Here is an 18,621-nt window from a genome sequence, read left to right as displayed (position 1 = left end):
GGAGTCCGGAACGGATTTCCCAACGCGGCCTCGATCAGAACGGATCTGCTTCGGGTGGATTTCCCCGCTTGCTCTGCTCCCGCGCCTTGATCCTCGACTTGGCCGTTGCCGTGCTGTGCCGGAAGCGAAACGACTCATTCCCGGTCTCGACGATATGGCAGTGATGCGTCAGCCGGTCGAGCAAGGCAGTGGTCATCTTGGCATCGCCAAAGACGCTCGGCCATTCGGCGAAGGTCAGATTGGTCGTGATCATCACACTGGTGTGCTCGTAGAGTTTCGACAGCAAGTGGAACAGCAAGGCGCCACCGGCCTGACTGAACGGCAAATAGCCCAACTCATCGAGGATGACCAGATCCATGCGCAGCAGCCCCAAGGCAATCCGCCCGGCTTTGCCAGCAGCCTTCTCCTGTTCCAGCGCATTGACCAGATCAACCGTCGAGAAGAAACGCACCCGCTTGCTGTGATGGGTAATGCCCGAGACACCCAGCGCCGTCGCGAGGTGGGTCTTGCCAGTGCCCGTGCCACCAATGAACACGACGTTCTGGGCTTCCTCGGCAAAGGAGAGGTCGGCCAGTTGCCGGATCAGCTTCTGATCCACCTTCGATTGTTCGAAGTCGAATCCGGCCAGATCACGATGTACCGGGAAGCGGGCCGCATGCATCTGATAGCCAATCGAACGCATCACTCGATCAGTATGCTCGGCTTGCAGTAGATGTTCGATCAGCCAACGTGAGGCTTCGACACGGCTGCTACCGTTGGCTGTCAGCTCCTCCCAGGCACCGGCCATGCCGTGCAAACGCAGTTCCTTGAACTCGCTCATCAGCTCACGCATGATCAGTCACCTCGGTACGCAAGCGGTCATAGCGGCCGGTATCGGCAATCGGTACTTCGCTGAGGGTGAGTGGCGTTTCCACCGGTGGCGGCATGGGACCCGACTTCAGGCGGTTGAGCATGTTCTCGATGTGCTCGGCACTGGGTAGGCCGGACTCCAGCACCAGATCGACGGCAACCAGCACCGCTTCCAGATCAAACTGCGAAATTGCCGATAGCACTTTGGCCATCACCCGATCACCACCTTCCCGGCGCAGGAGCAAGCTGCGTAATCGTTGCAATGGCTCCGGCATGTCGGCAAACGGCGCGCCATTTCTCAAGGCCCCTGGCTTGCGTTCGATCAGCGGGATGTAGTGCTGCCAGTCGTAGAGGGTTTGCTGCCGACTGAAGTTGCGGGGATGACTGGCCACCCGAGTATCGTGCGCCACAATGTCGATCCGTTCCGGATAAAGACGCAGGCTGACGGCTTGGCCCACCAGTTCGCACGGTACCGAGTAGCGGTTGCGATCCAGCGTCACCAGGCAGGTGCTCGATACCTTGCCCAAGGTTTCGACGTAGCCATCGAAGGATGCGACCATCGGCATCAGGCTCGGTTGTTCGTGTTCGAGCATCTCGGCCACTGTCAGGTCAGCGTACTCGGGATGACGCAATTCCTGCCACAGCCCCCGGCAGCGCTCGAGCAGCCAGACGTTCAGTTCGGTGAATGAACTGAATCGCTCCTTGCCGGCATCCTGCCAGAGACGGAGCCGACTATCCTGGACGTTCTTCTCGACGACGCCTTTCTCCCAGCCGCTGGCGACATTGCAGAAATCCGGATCAAACAGGTAGTGGGAGGCCATCGCCGAGAAGCGCGAATTGACGATGCGGGATTTGCCTTTCTGCACCTTATCCACGGCCGTCTTCATATTGTCGTAGATGCCGCGCCGGGGAATGCCACCCAGCGCCGCAAACGAGCGGGTATGGGCATCGAACAGCATCTCGTGACCTTGCGTCGGATAGGCTTGAACGACAAAGGCCCGACTGGCGCAGAGTTTCAGATGTGAGGCGAGAATCTTGCGCCAGACCCCGCCAATGACCAGATGCTCTTCGCTCCAGTCGAACTGGAAGGCTTCGCCCAACTCGAAGTGGAGCGGAACGAAGGCTTTACTGACGGCTGCACCGCCATCGGCCCGCCAGCGCCGGATGAATTCGGTGACCCGGCAGTAGGTACCGGTGAATCCGGCGGCCTGCAATTCGCCAAACAGTTTCAGTGCTGTGCGCCGATCCCGTTTCGGACGGCGGGCATCCGCCTCCAGTGCCTTGATCAGGCGCGCCGCATACGGGGCAATCTTGATGTTCGGGTTCTGCCGTTCGTACTTCGGCTCCGCCCCTTCCGGTGTCCGTAACCAACGTTTGACGGTGTTCCGGCTATACCCCGTCTTCCGCGAAATCTCGGACAGCGATAGGCCATCCCGATAAAACAACCGCCGAATCCTTCCCAGATCCTTCATGGTGATCATCTCCTAAAATCCTGCTCAAAAAATGAGCGGACGAGTTAATCACCCTGGTCAATTTTCAGCGCGCACACCCCCACTTTTCTGGTCAGTTTTCAACGAGCGTCAACACACTGCAGGATTTCTTGAGAAGGGCCTGTGGTTGATAATTGTGGGGTTGGTACTTGCGTTAACGGAGCAAGAGACCTGACGGCTTCTAGTAGCGACGAGAATGCTTTTGCTACTACGTAACGTGCTTCACTACGGATTTCAAGAAATCGCCTGGAATAGAGCGCTCCATAGAAGCGGACGCAAATATTGTGGAACAGTGGAGCGTTGACGTGGCGGATGGATAACCGTTGGTCGGTAATCTGCAAATAGCATTCGAGCCACCTCAATAGCTTGGGTACCTCCTTCTGCTCGTGCTGCGGAATCTGCTGGGCTGCCGTCTCTAATAGCTTTCGTGCCCCTCCGCTTAGGGCGACGAACGGCAATTGACTATGCCTCGCAAATTTTTGGACGATTGGCTGTGAAATCGGAGCAGTCATGTTGTCTATGTTCCATCAATAATTCATACATATATTGAGTTATAGACAACATTGCAAAAAAAGCTAAACGACGGGTTCATCGAGAAAAAGGATGCCTTGATGGGCCAGGCTGATTTCGCCTGGGCGCGGCGGATTGCCGCCGCCGACCAGGGCAACGGCCGAGGCCGTGTGGTGCGGCTGGCGATAGGGGCGCAGGCCGAAAGCCTCGGGGCGGAACTGGCCGACCAGCGACAGGACGGCCGCCGAACTCTTGGCCGCCGCGTTGTCGAGGTCCGGCATCAGGCCGGGCAGGCGTGCGGCGAGCATCGATTTTCCCGAACCGGGCGGGCCGAGCATCAGGAGCGAATGCGAACCGGCGGCGGCGATCTCGAGCGCCCGCTTGGCTTGCGCCTGGCCGCGCACATCGGCAAGATCGTGGATGGCCGGGCGATAGTTCGGTGAACCGGCCGCCACGGCCGTCGGCAGATGTTCGCGGTCCGCCAGGTGGGCACAGACGCCGAGCAGCGAGCGGGCGGCCAGGATGCGGGCGGCGCCGGTCAGCGCCGCTTCGCGGGCGCTTTCCTCGGGCAGGATGAAGGCTTTGCCTTCCTCCTGGGTCTGCAGCGCCATGGCCAGCGCCCCGCGGATCGGACGCAGTTCACCGGATAGCGATAACTCGCCGGCGAATTCGTAGGAGGCCAGGTCGGTGGCCGGGATCTGTCCACTGGCGGCCAGGATGCCGAGCGCGATGGGCAGGTCGAAGCGCCCGGATTCCTTGGGCAGATCGGCCGGCGCCAGATTGACAGTGATGCGTTTGTTGGGAAATTCGAAGCCGGAATTGACTATGGCGGCGCGTACCCGGTCGCGTGCTTCCTTGACCTCGGTATCGGGCAGCCCAACCAGCGTGAAGCTGGGCAGGCCGCTGGCCAGGTGGGCTTCGACGACGACCGGCGGGGCGTTCAGGCCATCCAGTCCGCGACTGTGGGCGATGGCCAGCGCCATGCGGCTTGTATTACTGGCCGGAGCGGGCTTTTTCCAGCGCGTCGACGCGCGCTTCGAGCGCCTGCAGTTTCTCGCGGGTACGGGCCAGAACCTGGGCCTGGATATCGAATTCCTCGCGGGTAACCAGATCGAGCTTGCTAAAGAAGCCGCTCATCATGGCCTTGGCGTTCTTTTCGATGTCCTTGGCAGGGGTGTTGGCCAGCAGCGCGCTCATTTTGGCGCCGAAATCTTCAAGAGTCTTGGGGTCGAGCATGGGTGTCCTCCGTGACCGGGCAGTTTATCACAGCGGAATTCCTCCTCTTTTCCGATGGTCGCTCGGGCTTGGTGCGTAACACACTGTAACCGCACGGTTTTGGTGCGCTACCTTGGTGCCTTGCTTTGTTTGAATGCCCTAACTGTTCGATTTTTATCAAAAATATTGCCTGGCACGTGTTCTGCTAATGCTGTCTCGAACAGTTTTTGTTTTTGCATTGACCAATCCGTAGGAGAGAAACCATGAAGAAGTCCCTGATCGCCCTGGCCCTCGTCGGCGCCTTCACCGCACCGGCCTTCGCCGAGGAGGCTGCCGCACCGGCCGCTGAAACCCCGGCATTGACCGGCAACATGACGCTTGCTTCCAGCTACCGCTTCCGCGGCATTGACCAGACCTTCGGCAAGCCGGCCATCCAGGGTGGCTTCGACTATTCGCACGCGGCTACCGGCCTGTACATCGGTAACTGGAACTCCACCATTTCGTCGGGCGCCGGTTATCCGGAAGGCAACATCGAAATGGACTTCTACGGCGGTTGGAAGACGACCTTTGCCGAAGACTTCGGTATTGACGTCGGCGCCCTCTACTACCGTTATCCGGGTTCCCGTGCCCGTCCGCTGTCGGGTACCAATGCCAAGCATCCGTCGGCCAACGCCTCCGGCACCGTGGATAACCTGGAGTTGTACGTTGCCGGTAGCTGGAAGTTCCTGACCCTGAAGTACTCCTATGCAGTCAGCGATTACTTCGATCTGCCGGAATCCAAGGGCACCAGCTATCTCGAATTCAACGGCAACTACGATCTGGGCGACGGCTGGGGGGTGAATGGTCACGTTGGCCATCTATTCGCCAAGGACTACAAGTATGCCTCGGCCAGCCTGACTGGCTCCGACAGCATCAGCTACACCGATTGGAAGTTCGGCGTGACCAAGGATCTGAGCGGCTGGGTGGTCGGCCTTTCCTATGTCGGCACCAACGCCAAGGGTAGCTGCAGCAAGGGCGAGTTCTACTGCTTCACGAACTCCCTGAACGAGTCGGGCAACACCGGGTCCAGGGCAAAGGATGCCGGCCGCGGTATCGCTGTCCTGTCCGTCACCAAGACTTTCTAAAGAAACAGAAGCTTCCCCTGCCGGCGACCCGGCCGGCGCCGGTGGGGGAAAACAGATTTCAACCTAAACGGGGAATATTCATCATGAAATTCGTTACCGCCATCATCAAGCCGTTCAAGCTTGACGAAGTGCGTGAAGCCCTGTCCGCCATCGGCGTGCAAGGCATCACGGTCACTGAAGTGAAGGGTTTCGGCCGGCAAAAGGGGCATACCGAGCTGTATCGGGGCGCTGAATATGTCGTCGACTTCCTGCCTAAGGTGAAGATCGAGGCCGCCATCAAGGACGAGCAACTCGATCAGGTCATCGAGGCCATCGAGAAGTCGGCTTCAACCGGCAAGATCGGCGACGGCAAGATTTTCGTCTTCGACGTCGAGCAAGTCATTCGTATCCGTACCGGCGAAACCGGTACTGACGCCCTCTGAGGAGCCCCACCATGAAACGCGTATTCGCATTGCTAGCTCTGCTCGGCGCCGTCGCTTTCGGCGCCCCGGCCTGGGCCGAGGAAAAGGCTGCGGCACCGGTTGCCGCCGCTGCAGAAGCAGCCCCGGCCGTTGCTGCTCCGGCTGCAGTTGCTCCGGCCGCCGCAGAAGCCGCAGCGTCGGCTCCCGCCGTCGCCCCGATTCCGCCGAACAAGGGTGACAACGCCTGGGTGATGGTCAGTGCCGCACTGGTCATCCTGATGTCGATCCCCGGTCTGGCGCTGTTCTACGGCGGCCTGGTCCGTACCAAGAACATGTTGTCGGTGCTCATGCAGGTTTTTGTCACTTTCTCGCTGATCTCGGTTCTCTGGGTGGTTTACGGTTACTCGGCTGCCTTCACCGAGGGCAACCAGTTCTTCGGTGTGCTCGACAAGATGTTCCTGAAGGGCGTCACCGTCGATTCCGTTGCTGCCACCTTCAGCAAGGGCGTCAACATCTCCGAGCTGGCCTACGTCGTCTTCCAGGGCGCCTTCGCCGCCATCACCTGTGGCCTGATCGTCGGCGCCTTCGCCGAGCGTGCCAAGTTTGCCGCCATCCTGGTCTTCATGGTGATCTGGTTCACCCTGTCCTACATCCCGATGGCCCACATGGTCTGGTACTGGGCGGGTCCGGATGCCTACATCGACGCCGCTGCCGGCGAAGCTGCTGGCAAGACCGCCGGCTTCCTGTTCCAGAAGGGTGCACTTGACTTCGCCGGCGGTACTGTCGTGCATATCAACGCTGCCATCGCCGGTCTGGTCGGTGCCTACATGGTTGGCAAGCGTACTGGCCTGGGCAATGTCGCCATGGCCCCGCACTCCCTCACCTTCACCATGATCGGTGCCTCCCTGCTGTGGTTCGGCTGGTTCGGCTTCAACGCCGGCTCCGCCCTCGAAGCCTCCGGCGGTGCCGCGCTGGCCATGGTCAACACCTGGGTCGCCACGTCTTGCGCCGCGCTCTCCTGGATGTTTGCCGAATGGGTCCTCAAGGGCAAGCCGTCCATGCTGGGCGCTGCCTCCGGCGCCGTCGCCGGTCTGGTCGCCATCACGCCGGCGGCGGGCTTCGTCGGTGTCATGGGCTCGATCGTTATCGGCCTGCTGGCCGGCGTGGTCTGCCTGTGGGGCGTCAATGGCCTGAAGAAGCTACTCGGTGCCGACGACTCGCTCGACGTGTTCGGTGTGCATGGTGTCGGCGGCATCCTCGGTGCCATCCTGACCGGTGTCTTTGCCGACCCGGCCCTCGGCGGTACTGGCGTCTATGACTATGTCGCCAACGCCGTCGGTGCCTACGACATGACCGCGCAGGTGATCAGCCAGCTGTGGGGTGTCGGTACCGTGGTTGTGTGGTCGGGTGTCGTCTCCATCGTGACCTACAAGCTGGTCGATATCGTGATCGGTCTGCGCGTGCCGGAAGAAGAAGAGCGTGAAGGCCTGGATCTTACCTCGCACGGCGAAAGTGCCTACCACCACTAAGCCGGAAATTACCCTCTCTCTCCCTTTGGGCACCTTCGGGTGCCCATTTTTTATGGGATGGCGGGCAGCGGGCAGACGCGATTACGGCCGCCCGCCTTGGCGGCGTACAACTGGGCATCGGCGCGTCGGGTGACGATGTCGAGATTGTCGTCGCCGGGCTGGCAGACGCATACGCCGGCACTGATCGACAGGGAGCGCGTGCCGCTGGCGCCCGCAACCGTGAGTAGGGCGACTGCCTTGCGGATGCGTTCGGCAACAAGAATGGCGCCGGCAAGATCGGTGTCCGGCAGCAGCAGGCGGAACTCGTCGCCGCCGGCACGTGCGAAAACGTCCTGTTCGCGCAGCTTGGCCTGTACGGCGGCAACGAAGGCGCGCAAGGCATCGTCACCAGCGGCATGCCCGAGTTGGTCGTTGATTTGCTTGAAATCGTCGAGGTCGATGACCACCAGCGACAAGTCGCCGCCATTGCGGCAGAAGCGCCGGAATTCTTGTTCTGCGCGCTCGTAGAAGGTGCGCAGATTGTTGATACCGGTCAGGAAGTCGGTTGCCGCGGCAATTTTCAGTCGCTTTTCCAGCAACTTGCGGTCGCTGATATCGAGCATCGTTCCGGAAATACCGTCGGCCTCGCCGTTTGCCGCGTAGAAAACCGATTTGTAGAAAATCACGTCGTGATAGCTGTCGTCGGCGAAGCGCACCTGGGCTTCATAGGTCTGCTTGCCCCCCTTGAGCATCAGGTCCTGATCGGCTTTCTCGTAGATGCGTGCCAGTTCGACCGGAGCCACATCGAATACCGTCGCCCCGACGATGGCATCGCGGGGGAGTCCGATGTAATCCTCGAACGCCTTGTTGCAGGCGATGTAGCGCCCGTGGCGATCCTTGATGAACAGAGGGCTGGGCAGCATGTCGACGGCAGTCTGCATGCGTAGGTAGAGCGCCGCTTCGCTGGCTTCGCGCCCGGCTTCGGAGTGCGGGTTCTGGCGTTGCTCGAGACGGGCGACAATCAGCTCCAGTCGCTCGAGATCGTCGATGGCGCAGCAGTCGGCGGCATCGTCGGCCATGACCTTGCGCGCCAAGACCATGTCGAACGGATCGAGCAGGATGATGTGCGGGACAGCACGCGGGCAGAGCGGGTGCAGGCGCGCACGCCAGTCGGCGTAGGCAGCTTCGCTGTCGACGGCGACAAGGACGGCCAGCGCGCCAGACGGGGCATTGCACTTGCTAGCGAGGAGTGGATTGACCGGCTCCACGCCGGCCAGCAGAGGCATTCGACCGCTGCGCTCGCGGCGCAGATCGACGAACAGCAGGCGGGGAGGTGCGAGGGTAATCATGTCGAACCTCTCCGTCCTGTGTTTTTTAGCGGAAGACCACCGTCTTGTTGCCGTGCACCAATACGCGGTCTTCCAGGTGGTAGCGCAGGCCGCGGGCAAGTACGGTTTTCTCGATATCCTTGCCGTAGCGGACCATGTCTTCCGGCGAGTCGGAGTGGTCGATGCGGATCACGTCCTGTTCGATGATCGGACCGGCGTCGAGTTCGCTGGTCACGTAGTGGCAAGTGGCACCGATCAGCTTGACGCCGCGCGTATAGGCCTGGTGGTAAGGCTTGGCACCGGCGAAGCTGGGCAGGAAGCTGTGGTGGATGTTGATGATCCGGCCGGCCAGCGCGTCGCACAACTCGGGCGACAGAATCTGCATGTAGCGGGCGAGGACCATGGTATCGCCGCGCACGTCGTCGAAGATGCGGGCGATTTCGGCGTAGGCGGCCAGCTTGTTGTCCGGCGTCACCGGGACGTGGATGAACGGAATGCCGTGCCACTCGACGAAACCGCGGAAGGTATCGTGATTGGAAATGACGCACGGAATTTCGATATCCAGTTCCTTGGCCTGCCAGCGGGCGAGCAGGTCGTACAGGCAGTGCTCCTGCTTGGAAACCAGCACGACGACACGCTTCTTGACGGCGCTGTCGTTGATCGTCCAGGTCATCGACAACGGTTCGGCGACTTCGCTGCGGAAACGCTCGCGGAACTCGGCGAGCAGGAAGGGCAGCGAATCAGCCTTGATCTCGATGCGCATGAAATAGCGACCGGTCAGCGCGTCAGCGTGGAAGCTCGATTCGAGTATCCAGCCGCCGTTCTGGGCGATGAAGCCGGAAACGCGGGCGATGATGCCCACCTGGTCGGGACAGGATGCTGACAGGGTGTAGAAACGGTCGCGATGCATGAGGTATTAAGCGGTCGTTGTGCGGAGAGCCCAAGCCCCCCAAGGGGGGCGCTTGCTTGAAGGCTTGCGCCTGGGCGATTAAGCTTTGGCGAAGGCCTTGTCGATTTCGGTGCGCAGTTGGTCGTAGTTCAGCGTGACCGGGAACTGCGGGAATTCGCGGATGACGTTTTCCGGCGGATGGAACAGGATGCCGCCGTGGGCTTCGCCGAGCATGGCCGTATCGTTGTACGAATCGCCGGCGGCAACGATGGTGAAGTTCAGTTCCTTGAAGCGCTTGACGGCTTCGCGCTTCTGGTCCGGCATGCGCAGGTGGTAATTGACCAGCATGCCGTCGGCGTCGGCTTCCAGCGAGTGGCAGAACAGCGTCGGCCAGCCGAGCTGGCGCATCAGCGGGTGGGCGAATTCGTAGAAGGTGTCGGACAGGATGACGACCTGGTAATCCTCACGCAGCTTGTCGAGGAAAGCGCGGGCGCCTTCCATCGGGCCCATTTCGGCGATGACCTTCTGGATGTCCGGCAGGCCGAGTTTGTGCTCGCGCAGGATGTTCAGGCGGTAGTTCATCAGCTTGTCGTAGTCCGGCTCGTCGCGGGTGGTGCGCATCAGTTCGGGAATGCCCGTGCGCTTGGAGAATTCGATCCAGATTTCAGGGACGAGGACCCCTTCGAGGTCAAGGCAGACGATTTGCACGGTTGGCTCCAGCGACAGATACGGAAAGAGCGGGATTTTACCTGAATGTGCAGGGTTTTTCGTCGAAACGGCGGATTGCTGCAGTTGTTGCCGACAAGTCGATGCGAGCGGGTGGAGTCAGCCTGCAAGCATGGGCGCTATCAATTCGGAATATGCGGATATAGTTCTTTGGTTGTATTTCCATGTCATCGTTCGGATGGTTTTGACATGGATCAAAAACTCGCTGCCGGTATCTGAGCAAATAGGCAGCTTCTTGCCTGGCACGGTAAAGGAGCTGTCTGTGCTGATTACCCAAGCGATCGACCTGAAGGCCTTTTTGTCCGGTATTGAGCCGTATGCCGGCCTGGATTCCGAGGCGTTCTCGCGATTGGTCGATGCCGCCCGCATCGTCCATCTTGAGCGCGGCATGCCGCTTTTCGAACAGGGACAGCCCTGCACCGGCGTTCATGTCGTTGTCTCGGGGTAGATCAAGCTGGCCTTCTACTCGCCGCATGGCGCCGAAAAGATTGTCGCCATCGCGGCAGAGCGTCAGGGCGTGGGTGAAGAATGCCTATCGCTGGCGCAGGACTACCCGTTCCATGCCGATGCCCTGATCGACTCGACGCTGGTGTTTCTGCCCCGCCAGATACTGATCGAATGCCTGGAAAACAGCCGGCATTTCGTGCAGCGCCTGATGAAGTGCATCGCCGAGAAATTCCATCACCTGCTGCTCGATGTTGAAGCCGCTTCCCTGCTCACCGGCAGCGAGCGCGTCGTCGAATACCTGATACGCGACCTGGACGCCTCAGTGCAGGGGGCGGCCGTGATCGAGCTGAGCATGGCCAAGTCGGTCATCGCCTCGCGCCTGAGCCTGACGCAGGAGCATTTCTCCCGTTTGCTGCGCCAGTTGAGCGACAGCGGAATGATCGCCGTCGACGGGCGGCAGATCCAGATTCCGGACGTTCATCGCATGCGTCAGTATCTGGCCTCGGGCGAAGGCCATGGCGTCAACCGCCTGGGGCGTTCATCGGGGCGTGGCCGGTCCGGGAGCGATCACGTGCTGGCCGTCGCCTGCTGATTGCCTGAGCCCGCCGGATCAGTCGATCCGGCAAATCTTCAGTCGGGTTGGGGCAGTTGCTCCAGCGCCTCGTGCACTTCCAGCCAGCGTAGTTCAGCTTCCTCGATCTGCTCGCCGAGCAGGCCGGCCTGCTTGTGCATTTCCTCGCTCTTCGCCCGGTCAACCGTGGTGTAGAAGTCGGGGTCGGCAAATTGGGCGTCGAGCGCGGCCTTTTCCTCGTTCCACTTGGCCAGTTTCTTCTCCAGTTGCTCGATTTCCTTGAGCAGCGGGCGGCGCTGGGCAAGCACCGCCTGCCGGTTGGCCTTGGCTTCGGCACGCTGGTTGAGGCGTTCGGCCTTCTCGGCGGCGACATCGGGCTCCGGTGCTTTTTCGGCGCTGCGCTGGGCAGCCAGCCAGGCGGCGTAGTCGTCGAGGTCGCCGTCGAACTCGGTCACCTTGCCATCGGCGACGAGCAGCAGTTCGTCGGCGCAGGTGCGCAGCAGGTGGCGGTCGTGCGAGACGAAGACCATGCCGCCCTCGAAATCCTGCATGGCGAAGGTCAGCGCCTCGCGCATTTCGAGGTCGAGGTGGTTGGTCGGCTCGTCGAGCAGCAGCAGGTTGGGCTTGGTGCGGATGAGCAGGGCCAGCGCCAGGCGGGTCTTTTCGCCGCCGGAGAAGGGCTCGATGGCGCGTGTCGCCATGTCGCCGCGGAAATCGAAGCCGCCGAGGTAGTCGCGCAGCTCCTGTTCCGGGGTCAGCGGTTCGAGTCGGTTCATGTGCTGCAGCGGCGACTCGTCCGGACGCAGCTGTTCGAGCTGGTGCTGGGCGAAATAGCCGATGTTCAGCGCCTTGGCTTCCTTGCGCTCGCCGCCTTGCTGGGCGACGGCGCCGGCCAGCAGCTTGATCAGCGTCGATTTGCCGGCGCCGTTGCGGCCGAGCAGGCCGATTCGGCAGCCGGGGCGGAGCACCATGCCGATGCGGTCGAGAATCTTCCGTTCACCGTAGCTGGCCGAAGCGTTTTCGACGGCCAGCAGCGGGTCGGGCAGGGCTGCGGGTTGGCGGAAGCTGAAATGGAAGGGCGAGTCGACGTGGGCGGCGGCGACGATTTCCATGCGCTCCAGCATCTTGACCCGGCTTTGTGCCTGGCGCGCCTTGGTGGCCTTGGCCTTGAAGCGTTCGATGAAGCGCGTCAGGTGGGCGATTTCGCGCTGCTGCGCCTCGTAGCTCGCCTGCTGGGTGGCCAGGCGGGCGGCGCGGGCGCGCTCGTAGTCGGAATAGCCGCCGCTCGTCAGGTTAAGGCGCTGCAGGTCGATGGCGATAATCTGGCCGACCACGGCGTCGAGGAAGTCGCGGTCGTGCGAAATGAGGAGCAGGGTGGCCGGCGTGTTCTTCAGCCAGCTTTCCAGCCAGAACACGGCGTCGAGGTCGAGGTGGTTGGTCGGCTCGTCGAGCAGCAACAGGTCGGCGCGGCAGGACAGGGCGCGGGCCAGGTTGAGGCGGACCCGCCAGCCGCCGGAGAAGTCGGCCACTGGACGCTGGAAATCGGCATCGGAAAAGCCCAGGCCATGCAGTACTTCGGCGACGCGGGCCTTGGCCGAATAACCGCCGATTTCGCCATAGCGGGCATGCAGGTGGCCGATGGCCTCTCCGTCGCCCTTCGCTTCAGCCTCGACCAGTTCGCGCTCGATGCGGCGCAGCTCGGTGTCGCCGTCGAGTACGAAGTCGATGGCGGCGTCGGGCAGGGCCGGGGTCTCCTGGGCGACGCGGGCGATGTGCCAGCTGGCCGGGATTTCGACATCGCCGGCTTCGGCATGCAGTTCGTTGGCGAGCAGCGCGAACAGGCTGGACTTGCCGCAGCCGTTGGCGCCGACGACGCCGACTTTCCAGCCTGGGTGAATCTGGACGGAGGCATCGACAACCAGCGGGCGGCCGGCGCGGGCGAAGGTGACTTGGCGTAGGGCGATCATGAGGGGGCGAATTATAAGCCGAGCGAGCCGGGCTGCCGATTCGGGGTAAGCCGGCAGGGGCGTGGCCAGCAGGCAGCGGCTTGTCTCGTCGAGGCCGGAAAAGTCGCGAATATTCTGCAACTTGCACGAGGTTCCTCAATTTCCACTGCATTTTCGCAACGCATTCCGACAGCCTGCTAGAATTCCCTTCATGATCAAGCAGATTCGCACCGAACAGCTCTTGCCGGGCATGTATATCCACGACCTGAATTGTGGCTGGCTCGATCATCCCTTCATGTCCAATGCGTTTTATGTGAAGGATCAGGCGACCTGCGACAAGATCGTCAATCTCGGTATTCGCGAGCTGTATATCGATACACTCAAGGGCGCCGACGTGTTCACCGGGCGGACCCAGGCCGAGGTCAATGCCGATCTCGAACACCGGCTGCAGGAAATCGCCCGGAAACAGGCCGAGAAGCCGGTCGTCGTCGAACTCAGGGACGAAGCGGTACGCGCCCGGCGTCTGCACGGCGAGGCCAACAAGCTGGCCCGCCTGGTGCTGGACGATGTGCGTCTCGGCCAGACGATCCGCATGGAGCGGGTCGAGCCGCTGTTCGACAGCATGGTCGAATCGGTCTTCCGCCATCAGGATGCGCTGCTGCCGCTGGCGCGCCTGAAGAACCTGGACGACTACAATTTCGAGCATTCGGTCGGCGTCGCCGCGCTGCTCATCGCCTTCGGCCGGGCCATGAAGCAGCCCAAGGAAGTCATCCAGGAACTGGCGCTCGGCGGCCTGCTGCACGATATCGGCAAGGCCAGCGTGCCGGAATCCATCCTCAACAAGCCGGCCAAGCTAACCGACGACGAATTCGCCCGGATGCAGTCGCATGTCAACGAAAGCCTGCGCCTGATCGACGGCGTGCCAGGCATCGGAAAGATCGCCCGCCAGGTCATTGCCGAGCACCACGAACGCATCGATGGCAGCGGCTACCCGAACCGCCTGCAGGGTCACGCCATTTCCCTCTACGGGCAGATGGCCGCTATCGCCGATGTGTACGACGCGATGACCTCCGACAAGGTCTACAACCGCGGCATGCCGCCGACCCAGGCGCTGAAGAAGCTGCTCGAATGGAGCAAGCACCACTTCGATCCGCAACTGGTGCAGACCTTCATCCGTGCCATCGGCATCTATCCGACCGGGGCGCTGGTCCGGCTGGAGAGCAACCGCCTGGGCGTCGTCATCGAACAAAACGAAGGCAAGCTGCTCGAACCGGTGGTGCGCGTCTTCTATCACGCCGGAAAACTGCATTACCTGCCACCGGAGATTGTCGATCTGGGCAAGGTGCAGGACCGCATCACCAGTTGCGAGAGTTTTGAAAAATGGAAAATCGATCCCCATCAGTGGTTGCCGGCCTGATCGCCGCGCTGCTCCTGCCGCTGGCCGCCCTGGCCGACAGCGGTGGCGATGCTGCCCGGCAGGCGGACTGGGATGCCCGGCTGGCCCGGGCGTCGGCCCTGCTCGATGAAAGCCGGGCGAAGATGGATGCTGCCCGGAAACTGATGGAAGAGCGGAATGCCGTCTGCGCCTCGAAGTTTCTGGTCAATGCCTGCCGCGACGAGGCGCGCCGGGATTACCAGAAATCGACCCACGAATCGCATCGCCTGGAGAGCGAAGGCAAGGCCATCGAGCGCGCGGTGAAAAAGGAGCAGATCGCCGAGCGCGACAAACAGCGAGCCGAAGAGGCGCCGCAGCGCGAGGCCGAGCTCAAGGCCCGGGAAGCCGATACCGAGGCGGCACGCCAGGAGTCGGCCGCCCGGATTGAGGCGACCCAGGCCGGCAAGGCGCGCAAGGCGGCCGACGCCGAACGGCTGCGCCAGAAGCAGGAGGCGCACGAGCGCAAGGTGGCCGAGAAAATGCGCGAGGCCGAGCAACGCGAACGGGAGGGGGCTAAAAAATAGCCCGCCGTCGGCCATGATCCGCAAGATTTCCATCGACCAGTTGCTGCCCGGCATGTATGTCGTGGACCTGCACAAGCGCTGGCTCGATCATTCGATCTGGATCAAGCGTTTCAAGGTACGCGACGAGGATCATGTCTGGAAGCTCAAGGACGATGGCATCACCGAGATCAGCATCGATACCGCCAAGGGCATCGATCTGCCGCCGTCGCCGATTGCCCGCATCAATGCCGTCGAGAAGCGCATCAGGTCGCTCGCCGAGATCAAGGCCGAAATGCCGCATACCGTCTCGCTGGGCGAGGAGCGGCGGCGGGCGACCAAGCTGCTGCGCGAAGCTTCCGATACCGTCACCGGCCTGATGCTATCGGCCAAGGCCGGCCACAGCGTCGACGCCGCCCGGCTCGAACCGGTGGTGGCCAAGATGCTCGAATCGGTATCGCGCAATCCCGACGCGCTGGTGCCGCTCGCCCGCCTGAAAAGCGAGGACACCTACGCCACCGAGCACGCCGTCGCCACGGCCGCGCTGATCATCGCCTTCGGCCGCCAACAAGGCCTGGCGGAGCCGGAAATCGAGAAACTGGCACTCGGTACCATGGTCAAGGACGTCGGCCATGCCGCCATCGACGCCCGGCTGATCACCAAGCCCGGCATGCTGTCGAAGGCTGAGTTCTCGATCGTCCAGAGCCATGTCGAGGAAGGACTGGCCGTGCTGGAAGCGACCTCGCGGCTATCCGAAACCTCGGTTGCCGTAGTGCTCGAACATCACGAGCGCTACAACGGCTGCGGCTACCCCTACCGCATGGCCGGCGACGAAATCTCGCTTGCCGGGCGCATGGCCGCCATCGTCGACACCTACGATGCGATGACCTCGGCCCGCCCCTACCGTGCAGCGATGTCGCCATCGCACGCGCTGCGCCAGCTCTACGAAGAGGGCGGCAAGCAGTACGACCCGGCACTGGTCGCCGCCTTCGTCAAAACGGTCGGCATCTACCCGGTCGGCACGCTGGTCCTGCTCGAAAGCGGCCACCTCGCCGTGGTCGAACAACTGCACCCGGACAACATGCTGACGCCCATCGTGCTGGTCATCTACCACACCGGCCGCAAGCAGTACCTGACCACGCCGGCCCAGGTCGACCTGTCACGCAAGGTCGGCAACCATTACGGCCAGATCGTGCGTGCCGAAAGCTACGAGCGCTGGGGCATCAGCGCCTTGCGCTGGCAACCTGCCTGATCAGCTTGCGAATCGGTGCCGGCACCCCGGCGTCGGCGGCTCGTTCGAGTTCCACCCATTCCAGCCCCGGCTCGGCAAGGCCGGCCGCGCCCGTGACGGCGCACAAAACCGGCTCCAGCGTCAGGCGAAAGTGCGTAAAGCTGTGCTTGAAGGGCGGCAGCGCCTGCGGCTCGCCCAGCGTCAGGCCGAAGCGCGCCGCCACGCCGGCCGGTTCGCCCTCCGGCGGCACCAGCAGGCCGCCCCACAGGCCGCTGGGCGGGCGGCGTTCGAGCAGTAACCGGTTGCCGTCGGTCAGCAGCACGAAGGTGGCGGTCCGTTCCGGCACCGCCGCGCGTGGCTTGCTCGCCGGCAGCTCGCCCTGTCGCCCGTCGCGGCGGGCCACGCAAGCGGCGGCCACCGGGCAGTCGCCACAACGCGGCCGGCTGCGCGTGCACAGCGTAGCGCCGAGGTCCATCAGGCCCTGTGTGTAGCGTTCGATGTCATTCTCCGGCAGCAGGCTTTCCGCCAGCTCCCACAACTGCCGGTTGATCGTCGCCTGCCCCGGGAATCCGTCGATGCCGAACTGCCGGCACAATACCCGCTTGACGTTGCCGTCGAGAATCGCCGCCCGCTGCCCGAACGCAAAGGCCGCTACGGCCGCCGCCGTCGAACGGCCGATGCCCGGCAGTTCTGCCAGTTCGTCGGCGTTGGCTGGAAACTTGCCGCCGAAGCGCGTCGCGACCTGCTGCGCACATCGGTGCAGGTTGCGGGCGCGGGCGTAGTAGCCGAGACCGGCCCAATGTTCGATCACCGCCTCGATAGGCGCCGCCGCCAGTGCCTCGACTGTTGGGAAACTATCGAGAAAGCGCAGGTAATAAGGGATCACCGTGCCGACTTGCGTCTGCTGCAGCATGATCTCCGAAAGCCAGATCCGGTAAGCGTCGCGGGTGTTTTGCCAGGGCAGGTCGTGGCGTCCGGACACCTTCTGCCAGGCGATCAACTGTTCGGTAAAGCGGTGGGGGGCGGTCAAATTCTGCCTCGACTCAGGCTACGGGAGCACGGATAATACGGCCTCTTTTTTCCCCGGCCTACTCGTTTCGCCCGATGACCCAAGCCCTACCCGATAGCCGCGCCCTGCGCAATGCCCTTGGTCGTTTCGCCACCGGCGTTGCCGTCGTCACGGCCATCGACCCGGACGGCCACCCCATCGGCCTGACCATCAACTCCTTCTCGGCGGTCTCGCTCGAACCGGCGCTGGTCCTCTGGTGCCTCGACAACAATTCGCACAGCCTGGCCGCCTTCCGGAAAGCCAGTCACCACGCCATCAGCATCCTGTCGGCCGATCAGGAAAACCTCTCCAACCGCTTCGCCACCTGGCCGACCGACCGCTTTGCCGGTCTGCCCTGGCACGCCGGGCTCGGCGGTGCTCCGCTGTTCCCCGGTTGCTGCGCCAGTTTCGAAGTCGTCAATGAAACCGCCCATGCCGGCGGCGACCACACCATCTTCATCGGCCGCGTCGAACGCTTCGCCGAAACGCCCGATCTCGCGCCGCTGCTTTTTCATGCCGGCCGCTATGGCCGCCTCGCTGCCGATCAGGAATGATTGAACCGGCTGCCTTCTGCGCTTAGAATGCAGCCTCTTGCCCAGAGCGGGCGTCGTATAATGGTAATACCTCAGCTTCCCAAGCTGATGCCGAGGGTTCGATTCCCTTCGCCCGCTCCATGAATTTCCGAAAAGCCAGCCGATCGAGGTTGGCTTTTTTGTTGTTCCCGCCCCCATCACGACAAAGAGCGCCCGCTTGCAATCGCGGCGCAATACGTTGGCCAGTTGCGAGACGGCGTAACCCGCCGGCGTCTTGCGTGACGTGAGCGATGCGGGTTCAGGGGGTGATGTCCTGCGGCGGAGGCATCAAGGCCTTGAGGCGTTCGCTCGTCTCCGGGGCGAGCGGTGAAGCGCGGCGGCTGCTTTCATCCATTTGCACGATCACCGTTCTTGCCAATGCGCAGCAGTTGCCGTGCTGGAACAAACCTTGTTCCAGCGTCAGCGATGAGCGGCCGACCGACAGTACGCGGGTTCCGATCTCCACCCGCCCCGGCCAGGTGATCTCGCCCAGGAAGTCGAGCTGCAGGCTGGCGATGACGAAGGTGCAGCCCGGTGCCCAGAGTGGCGCCTCCGGCGCGTACAGCAACTCGACGCGGCCGGTTTCGAACAGCGTGGAAAAAACGGCGTTATTCACGTGCCCCTGCCGGTCGGTATCGGCATAACGGAGCTTGTCGTAGGTTTGCAGCGGGTAGGTGGCGAGCGGATGGGGTGTCATGTTACCTCCGGTAAATGGCATAAAAATACCTCCGGGAATTGCCCCGGAGGTCAAAAGCGTCGCCACGAGGAGAGTGCGACGACAGGAGACTCGTTCAGCCGGGCCATGGCCTTCCGGTAGCGACCGTGAGTGAT

Annotated in this window: 19 protein-coding genes and 1 tRNA gene; 10 read left to right on the top strand and 10 right to left on the bottom strand. The window is 62.5% G+C overall.

What is annotated here, in order from left to right; genetic code table 11:
* Positions 1-34: 34 nt before the first annotated feature.
* The 4 genes from istB to AB6Q56_RS18285 form a co-directional block, all read right to left on the bottom strand.
* Complete coding sequence (istB, locus tag AB6Q56_RS18300) at positions 35-835, bottom strand: IS21-like element helper ATPase IstB (protein WP_434517117.1); 801 nt, start codon at positions 833-835, stop codon at positions 35-37.
* The gene (gene istA / locus AB6Q56_RS18295; RefSeq protein WP_434517118.1) at positions 825-2,321 is read right to left on the bottom strand and encodes an IS21 family transposase; all 1,497 of its coding nucleotides are present in this window, start codon (positions 2,319-2,321) and stop codon (positions 825-827) included. The genes istB and istA overlap by 11 nt, the downstream gene beginning before the upstream one ends.
* Positions 2,322-2,914: 593 nt before the next feature.
* Positions 2,915-3,832, bottom strand: coding sequence for a YifB family Mg chelatase-like AAA ATPase (locus tag AB6Q56_RS18290; RefSeq protein WP_434514474.1), 918 nt, complete (start codon positions 3,830-3,832; stop codon positions 2,915-2,917).
* Positions 3,833-3,842: 10 nt separating this feature from the next.
* Entirely contained in the window at positions 3,843-4,085 is a 243-nt protein-coding gene (locus tag AB6Q56_RS18285; protein ID WP_434514473.1) for an accessory factor UbiK family protein, read from the bottom strand.
* Positions 4,086-4,327: 242 nt separating this feature from the next.
* Here AB6Q56_RS18285 and AB6Q56_RS18280 point away from each other — a divergent pair, with 242 nt between their 5' ends.
* The 3 genes from AB6Q56_RS18280 (at position 4,328) to AB6Q56_RS18270 (ending at position 7,118) form a co-directional block, all read left to right on the top strand.
* Positions 4,328-5,188: a TorF family putative porin gene (locus tag AB6Q56_RS18280; protein ID WP_434514472.1), complete on the top strand. Its 861-nt coding sequence runs from the start codon at positions 4,328-4,330 to the stop codon at positions 5,186-5,188.
* A gap of 83 nt (positions 5,189-5,271) precedes the next feature.
* Positions 5,272-5,610, top strand: a complete 339-nt coding sequence (gene glnK, locus AB6Q56_RS18275) for a P-II family nitrogen regulator (RefSeq protein WP_434514471.1) — start codon at positions 5,272-5,274, stop codon at positions 5,608-5,610.
* A gap of 11 nt (positions 5,611-5,621) precedes the next feature.
* Positions 5,622-7,118: an ammonium transporter gene (locus tag AB6Q56_RS18270; RefSeq protein WP_434514470.1), complete on the top strand. Its 1,497-nt coding sequence runs from the start codon at positions 5,622-5,624 to the stop codon at positions 7,116-7,118.
* A 50-nt stretch (positions 7,119-7,168) separates the two neighbouring features.
* Here AB6Q56_RS18270 and AB6Q56_RS18265 read toward each other — a convergent pair whose 3' ends face one another.
* From AB6Q56_RS18265 to thrH, 3 genes are all read right to left on the bottom strand, one after another.
* The gene (locus AB6Q56_RS18265) at positions 7,169-8,446 is read right to left on the bottom strand and encodes a diguanylate cyclase (protein WP_434514469.1); all 1,278 of its coding nucleotides are present in this window, start codon (positions 8,444-8,446) and stop codon (positions 7,169-7,171) included.
* Between the two features lie 25 nt (positions 8,447-8,471).
* Positions 8,472-9,335, bottom strand: coding sequence for a formyltetrahydrofolate deformylase (purU, locus tag AB6Q56_RS18260; RefSeq protein ID WP_434514468.1), 864 nt, complete (start codon positions 9,333-9,335; stop codon positions 8,472-8,474).
* Positions 9,336-9,413: 78 nt separating this feature from the next.
* Positions 9,414-10,022, bottom strand: a complete 609-nt coding sequence (gene thrH, locus AB6Q56_RS18255) for a bifunctional phosphoserine phosphatase/homoserine phosphotransferase ThrH (RefSeq protein WP_434514467.1) — start codon at positions 10,020-10,022, stop codon at positions 9,414-9,416.
* Positions 10,023-10,152: 130 nt separating this feature from the next.
* On the opposite strand from thrH, the gene AB6Q56_RS18250 reads away from it, so the two are divergent.
* Both AB6Q56_RS18250 and AB6Q56_RS18245 read left to right on the top strand, forming a co-directional pair.
* Positions 10,153-10,488 (top strand): hypothetical protein, encoded by a 336-nt coding sequence (locus tag AB6Q56_RS18250; protein WP_434514466.1) that lies wholly within the window; start codon positions 10,153-10,155, stop codon positions 10,486-10,488.
* A gap of 69 nt (positions 10,489-10,557) precedes the next feature.
* The gene (locus AB6Q56_RS18245; protein ID WP_434514465.1) at positions 10,558-11,079 is read left to right on the top strand and encodes a Crp/Fnr family transcriptional regulator; all 522 of its coding nucleotides are present in this window, start codon (positions 10,558-10,560) and stop codon (positions 11,077-11,079) included.
* Positions 11,080-11,117: 38 nt separating this feature from the next.
* On the opposite strand, the gene AB6Q56_RS18240 is transcribed toward AB6Q56_RS18245, so the two are convergent.
* Positions 11,118-13,025 (bottom strand): ATP-binding cassette domain-containing protein, encoded by a 1,908-nt coding sequence (locus tag AB6Q56_RS18240; RefSeq protein WP_434514464.1) that lies wholly within the window; start codon positions 13,023-13,025, stop codon positions 11,118-11,120.
* A gap of 190 nt (positions 13,026-13,215) precedes the next feature.
* Here AB6Q56_RS18240 and AB6Q56_RS18235 point away from each other — a divergent pair, with 190 nt between their 5' ends.
* The 3 genes from AB6Q56_RS18235 to AB6Q56_RS18225 are packed head-to-tail and all read left to right on the top strand — an operon-like array spanning position 13,216 to position 16,191.
* Positions 13,216-14,421: an HD-GYP domain-containing protein gene (locus AB6Q56_RS18235; RefSeq protein ID WP_434514463.1), complete on the top strand. Its 1,206-nt coding sequence runs from the start codon at positions 13,216-13,218 to the stop codon at positions 14,419-14,421.
* A complete protein-coding gene (locus AB6Q56_RS18230; protein ID WP_434514462.1) occupies positions 14,385-14,963 on the top strand; it encodes a hypothetical protein in 579 nt (192 codons plus the stop codon). The genes AB6Q56_RS18235 and AB6Q56_RS18230 overlap by 37 nt, the downstream gene beginning before the upstream one ends.
* Before the next feature lie 13 nt (positions 14,964-14,976).
* Positions 14,977-16,191 carry an HD-GYP domain-containing protein gene (locus AB6Q56_RS18225; RefSeq protein ID WP_434514461.1) on the top strand — a complete coding sequence of 405 codons (1,215 nt, stop codon included), beginning with the start codon at positions 14,977-14,979 and terminating at the stop codon, positions 16,189-16,191.
* Here AB6Q56_RS18225 and mutY read toward each other — a convergent pair.
* Positions 16,163-17,200, bottom strand: a complete 1,038-nt coding sequence (gene mutY, locus AB6Q56_RS18220) for an A/G-specific adenine glycosylase (protein ID WP_434514460.1) — start codon at positions 17,198-17,200, stop codon at positions 16,163-16,165. The two genes, AB6Q56_RS18225 and mutY, sit on opposite strands and share 29 nt — an antisense overlap.
* A gap of 74 nt (positions 17,201-17,274) precedes the next feature.
* On the opposite strand from mutY, the gene AB6Q56_RS18215 reads away from it, so the two are divergent.
* Positions 17,275-17,772: a flavin reductase family protein gene (locus AB6Q56_RS18215; protein WP_434514459.1), complete on the top strand. Its 498-nt coding sequence runs from the start codon at positions 17,275-17,277 to the stop codon at positions 17,770-17,772.
* Between the two features lie 46 nt (positions 17,773-17,818).
* Positions 17,819-17,892 (top strand) — tRNA-Gly (locus AB6Q56_RS18210).
* 157 nt (positions 17,893-18,049) lie between these two features.
* Here the strand turns inward: AB6Q56_RS18210 and AB6Q56_RS18205 are convergent.
* Positions 18,050-18,487 carry an acyl-CoA thioesterase gene (locus AB6Q56_RS18205; RefSeq protein ID WP_434514458.1) on the bottom strand — a complete coding sequence of 146 codons (438 nt, stop codon included), beginning with the start codon at positions 18,485-18,487 and terminating at the stop codon, positions 18,050-18,052.
* Positions 18,488-18,621 lie beyond the last annotated feature (134 nt).

This window comes from Dechloromonas sp. ARDL1 (assembly GCF_051122455.1).
Classification (GTDB): domain Bacteria; phylum Pseudomonadota; class Gammaproteobacteria; order Burkholderiales; family Rhodocyclaceae; genus Azonexus.
The sequence above is the reverse complement of the archived record's forward strand: the minus strand, read 5'-3'. Positions and strand labels throughout refer to the sequence as shown.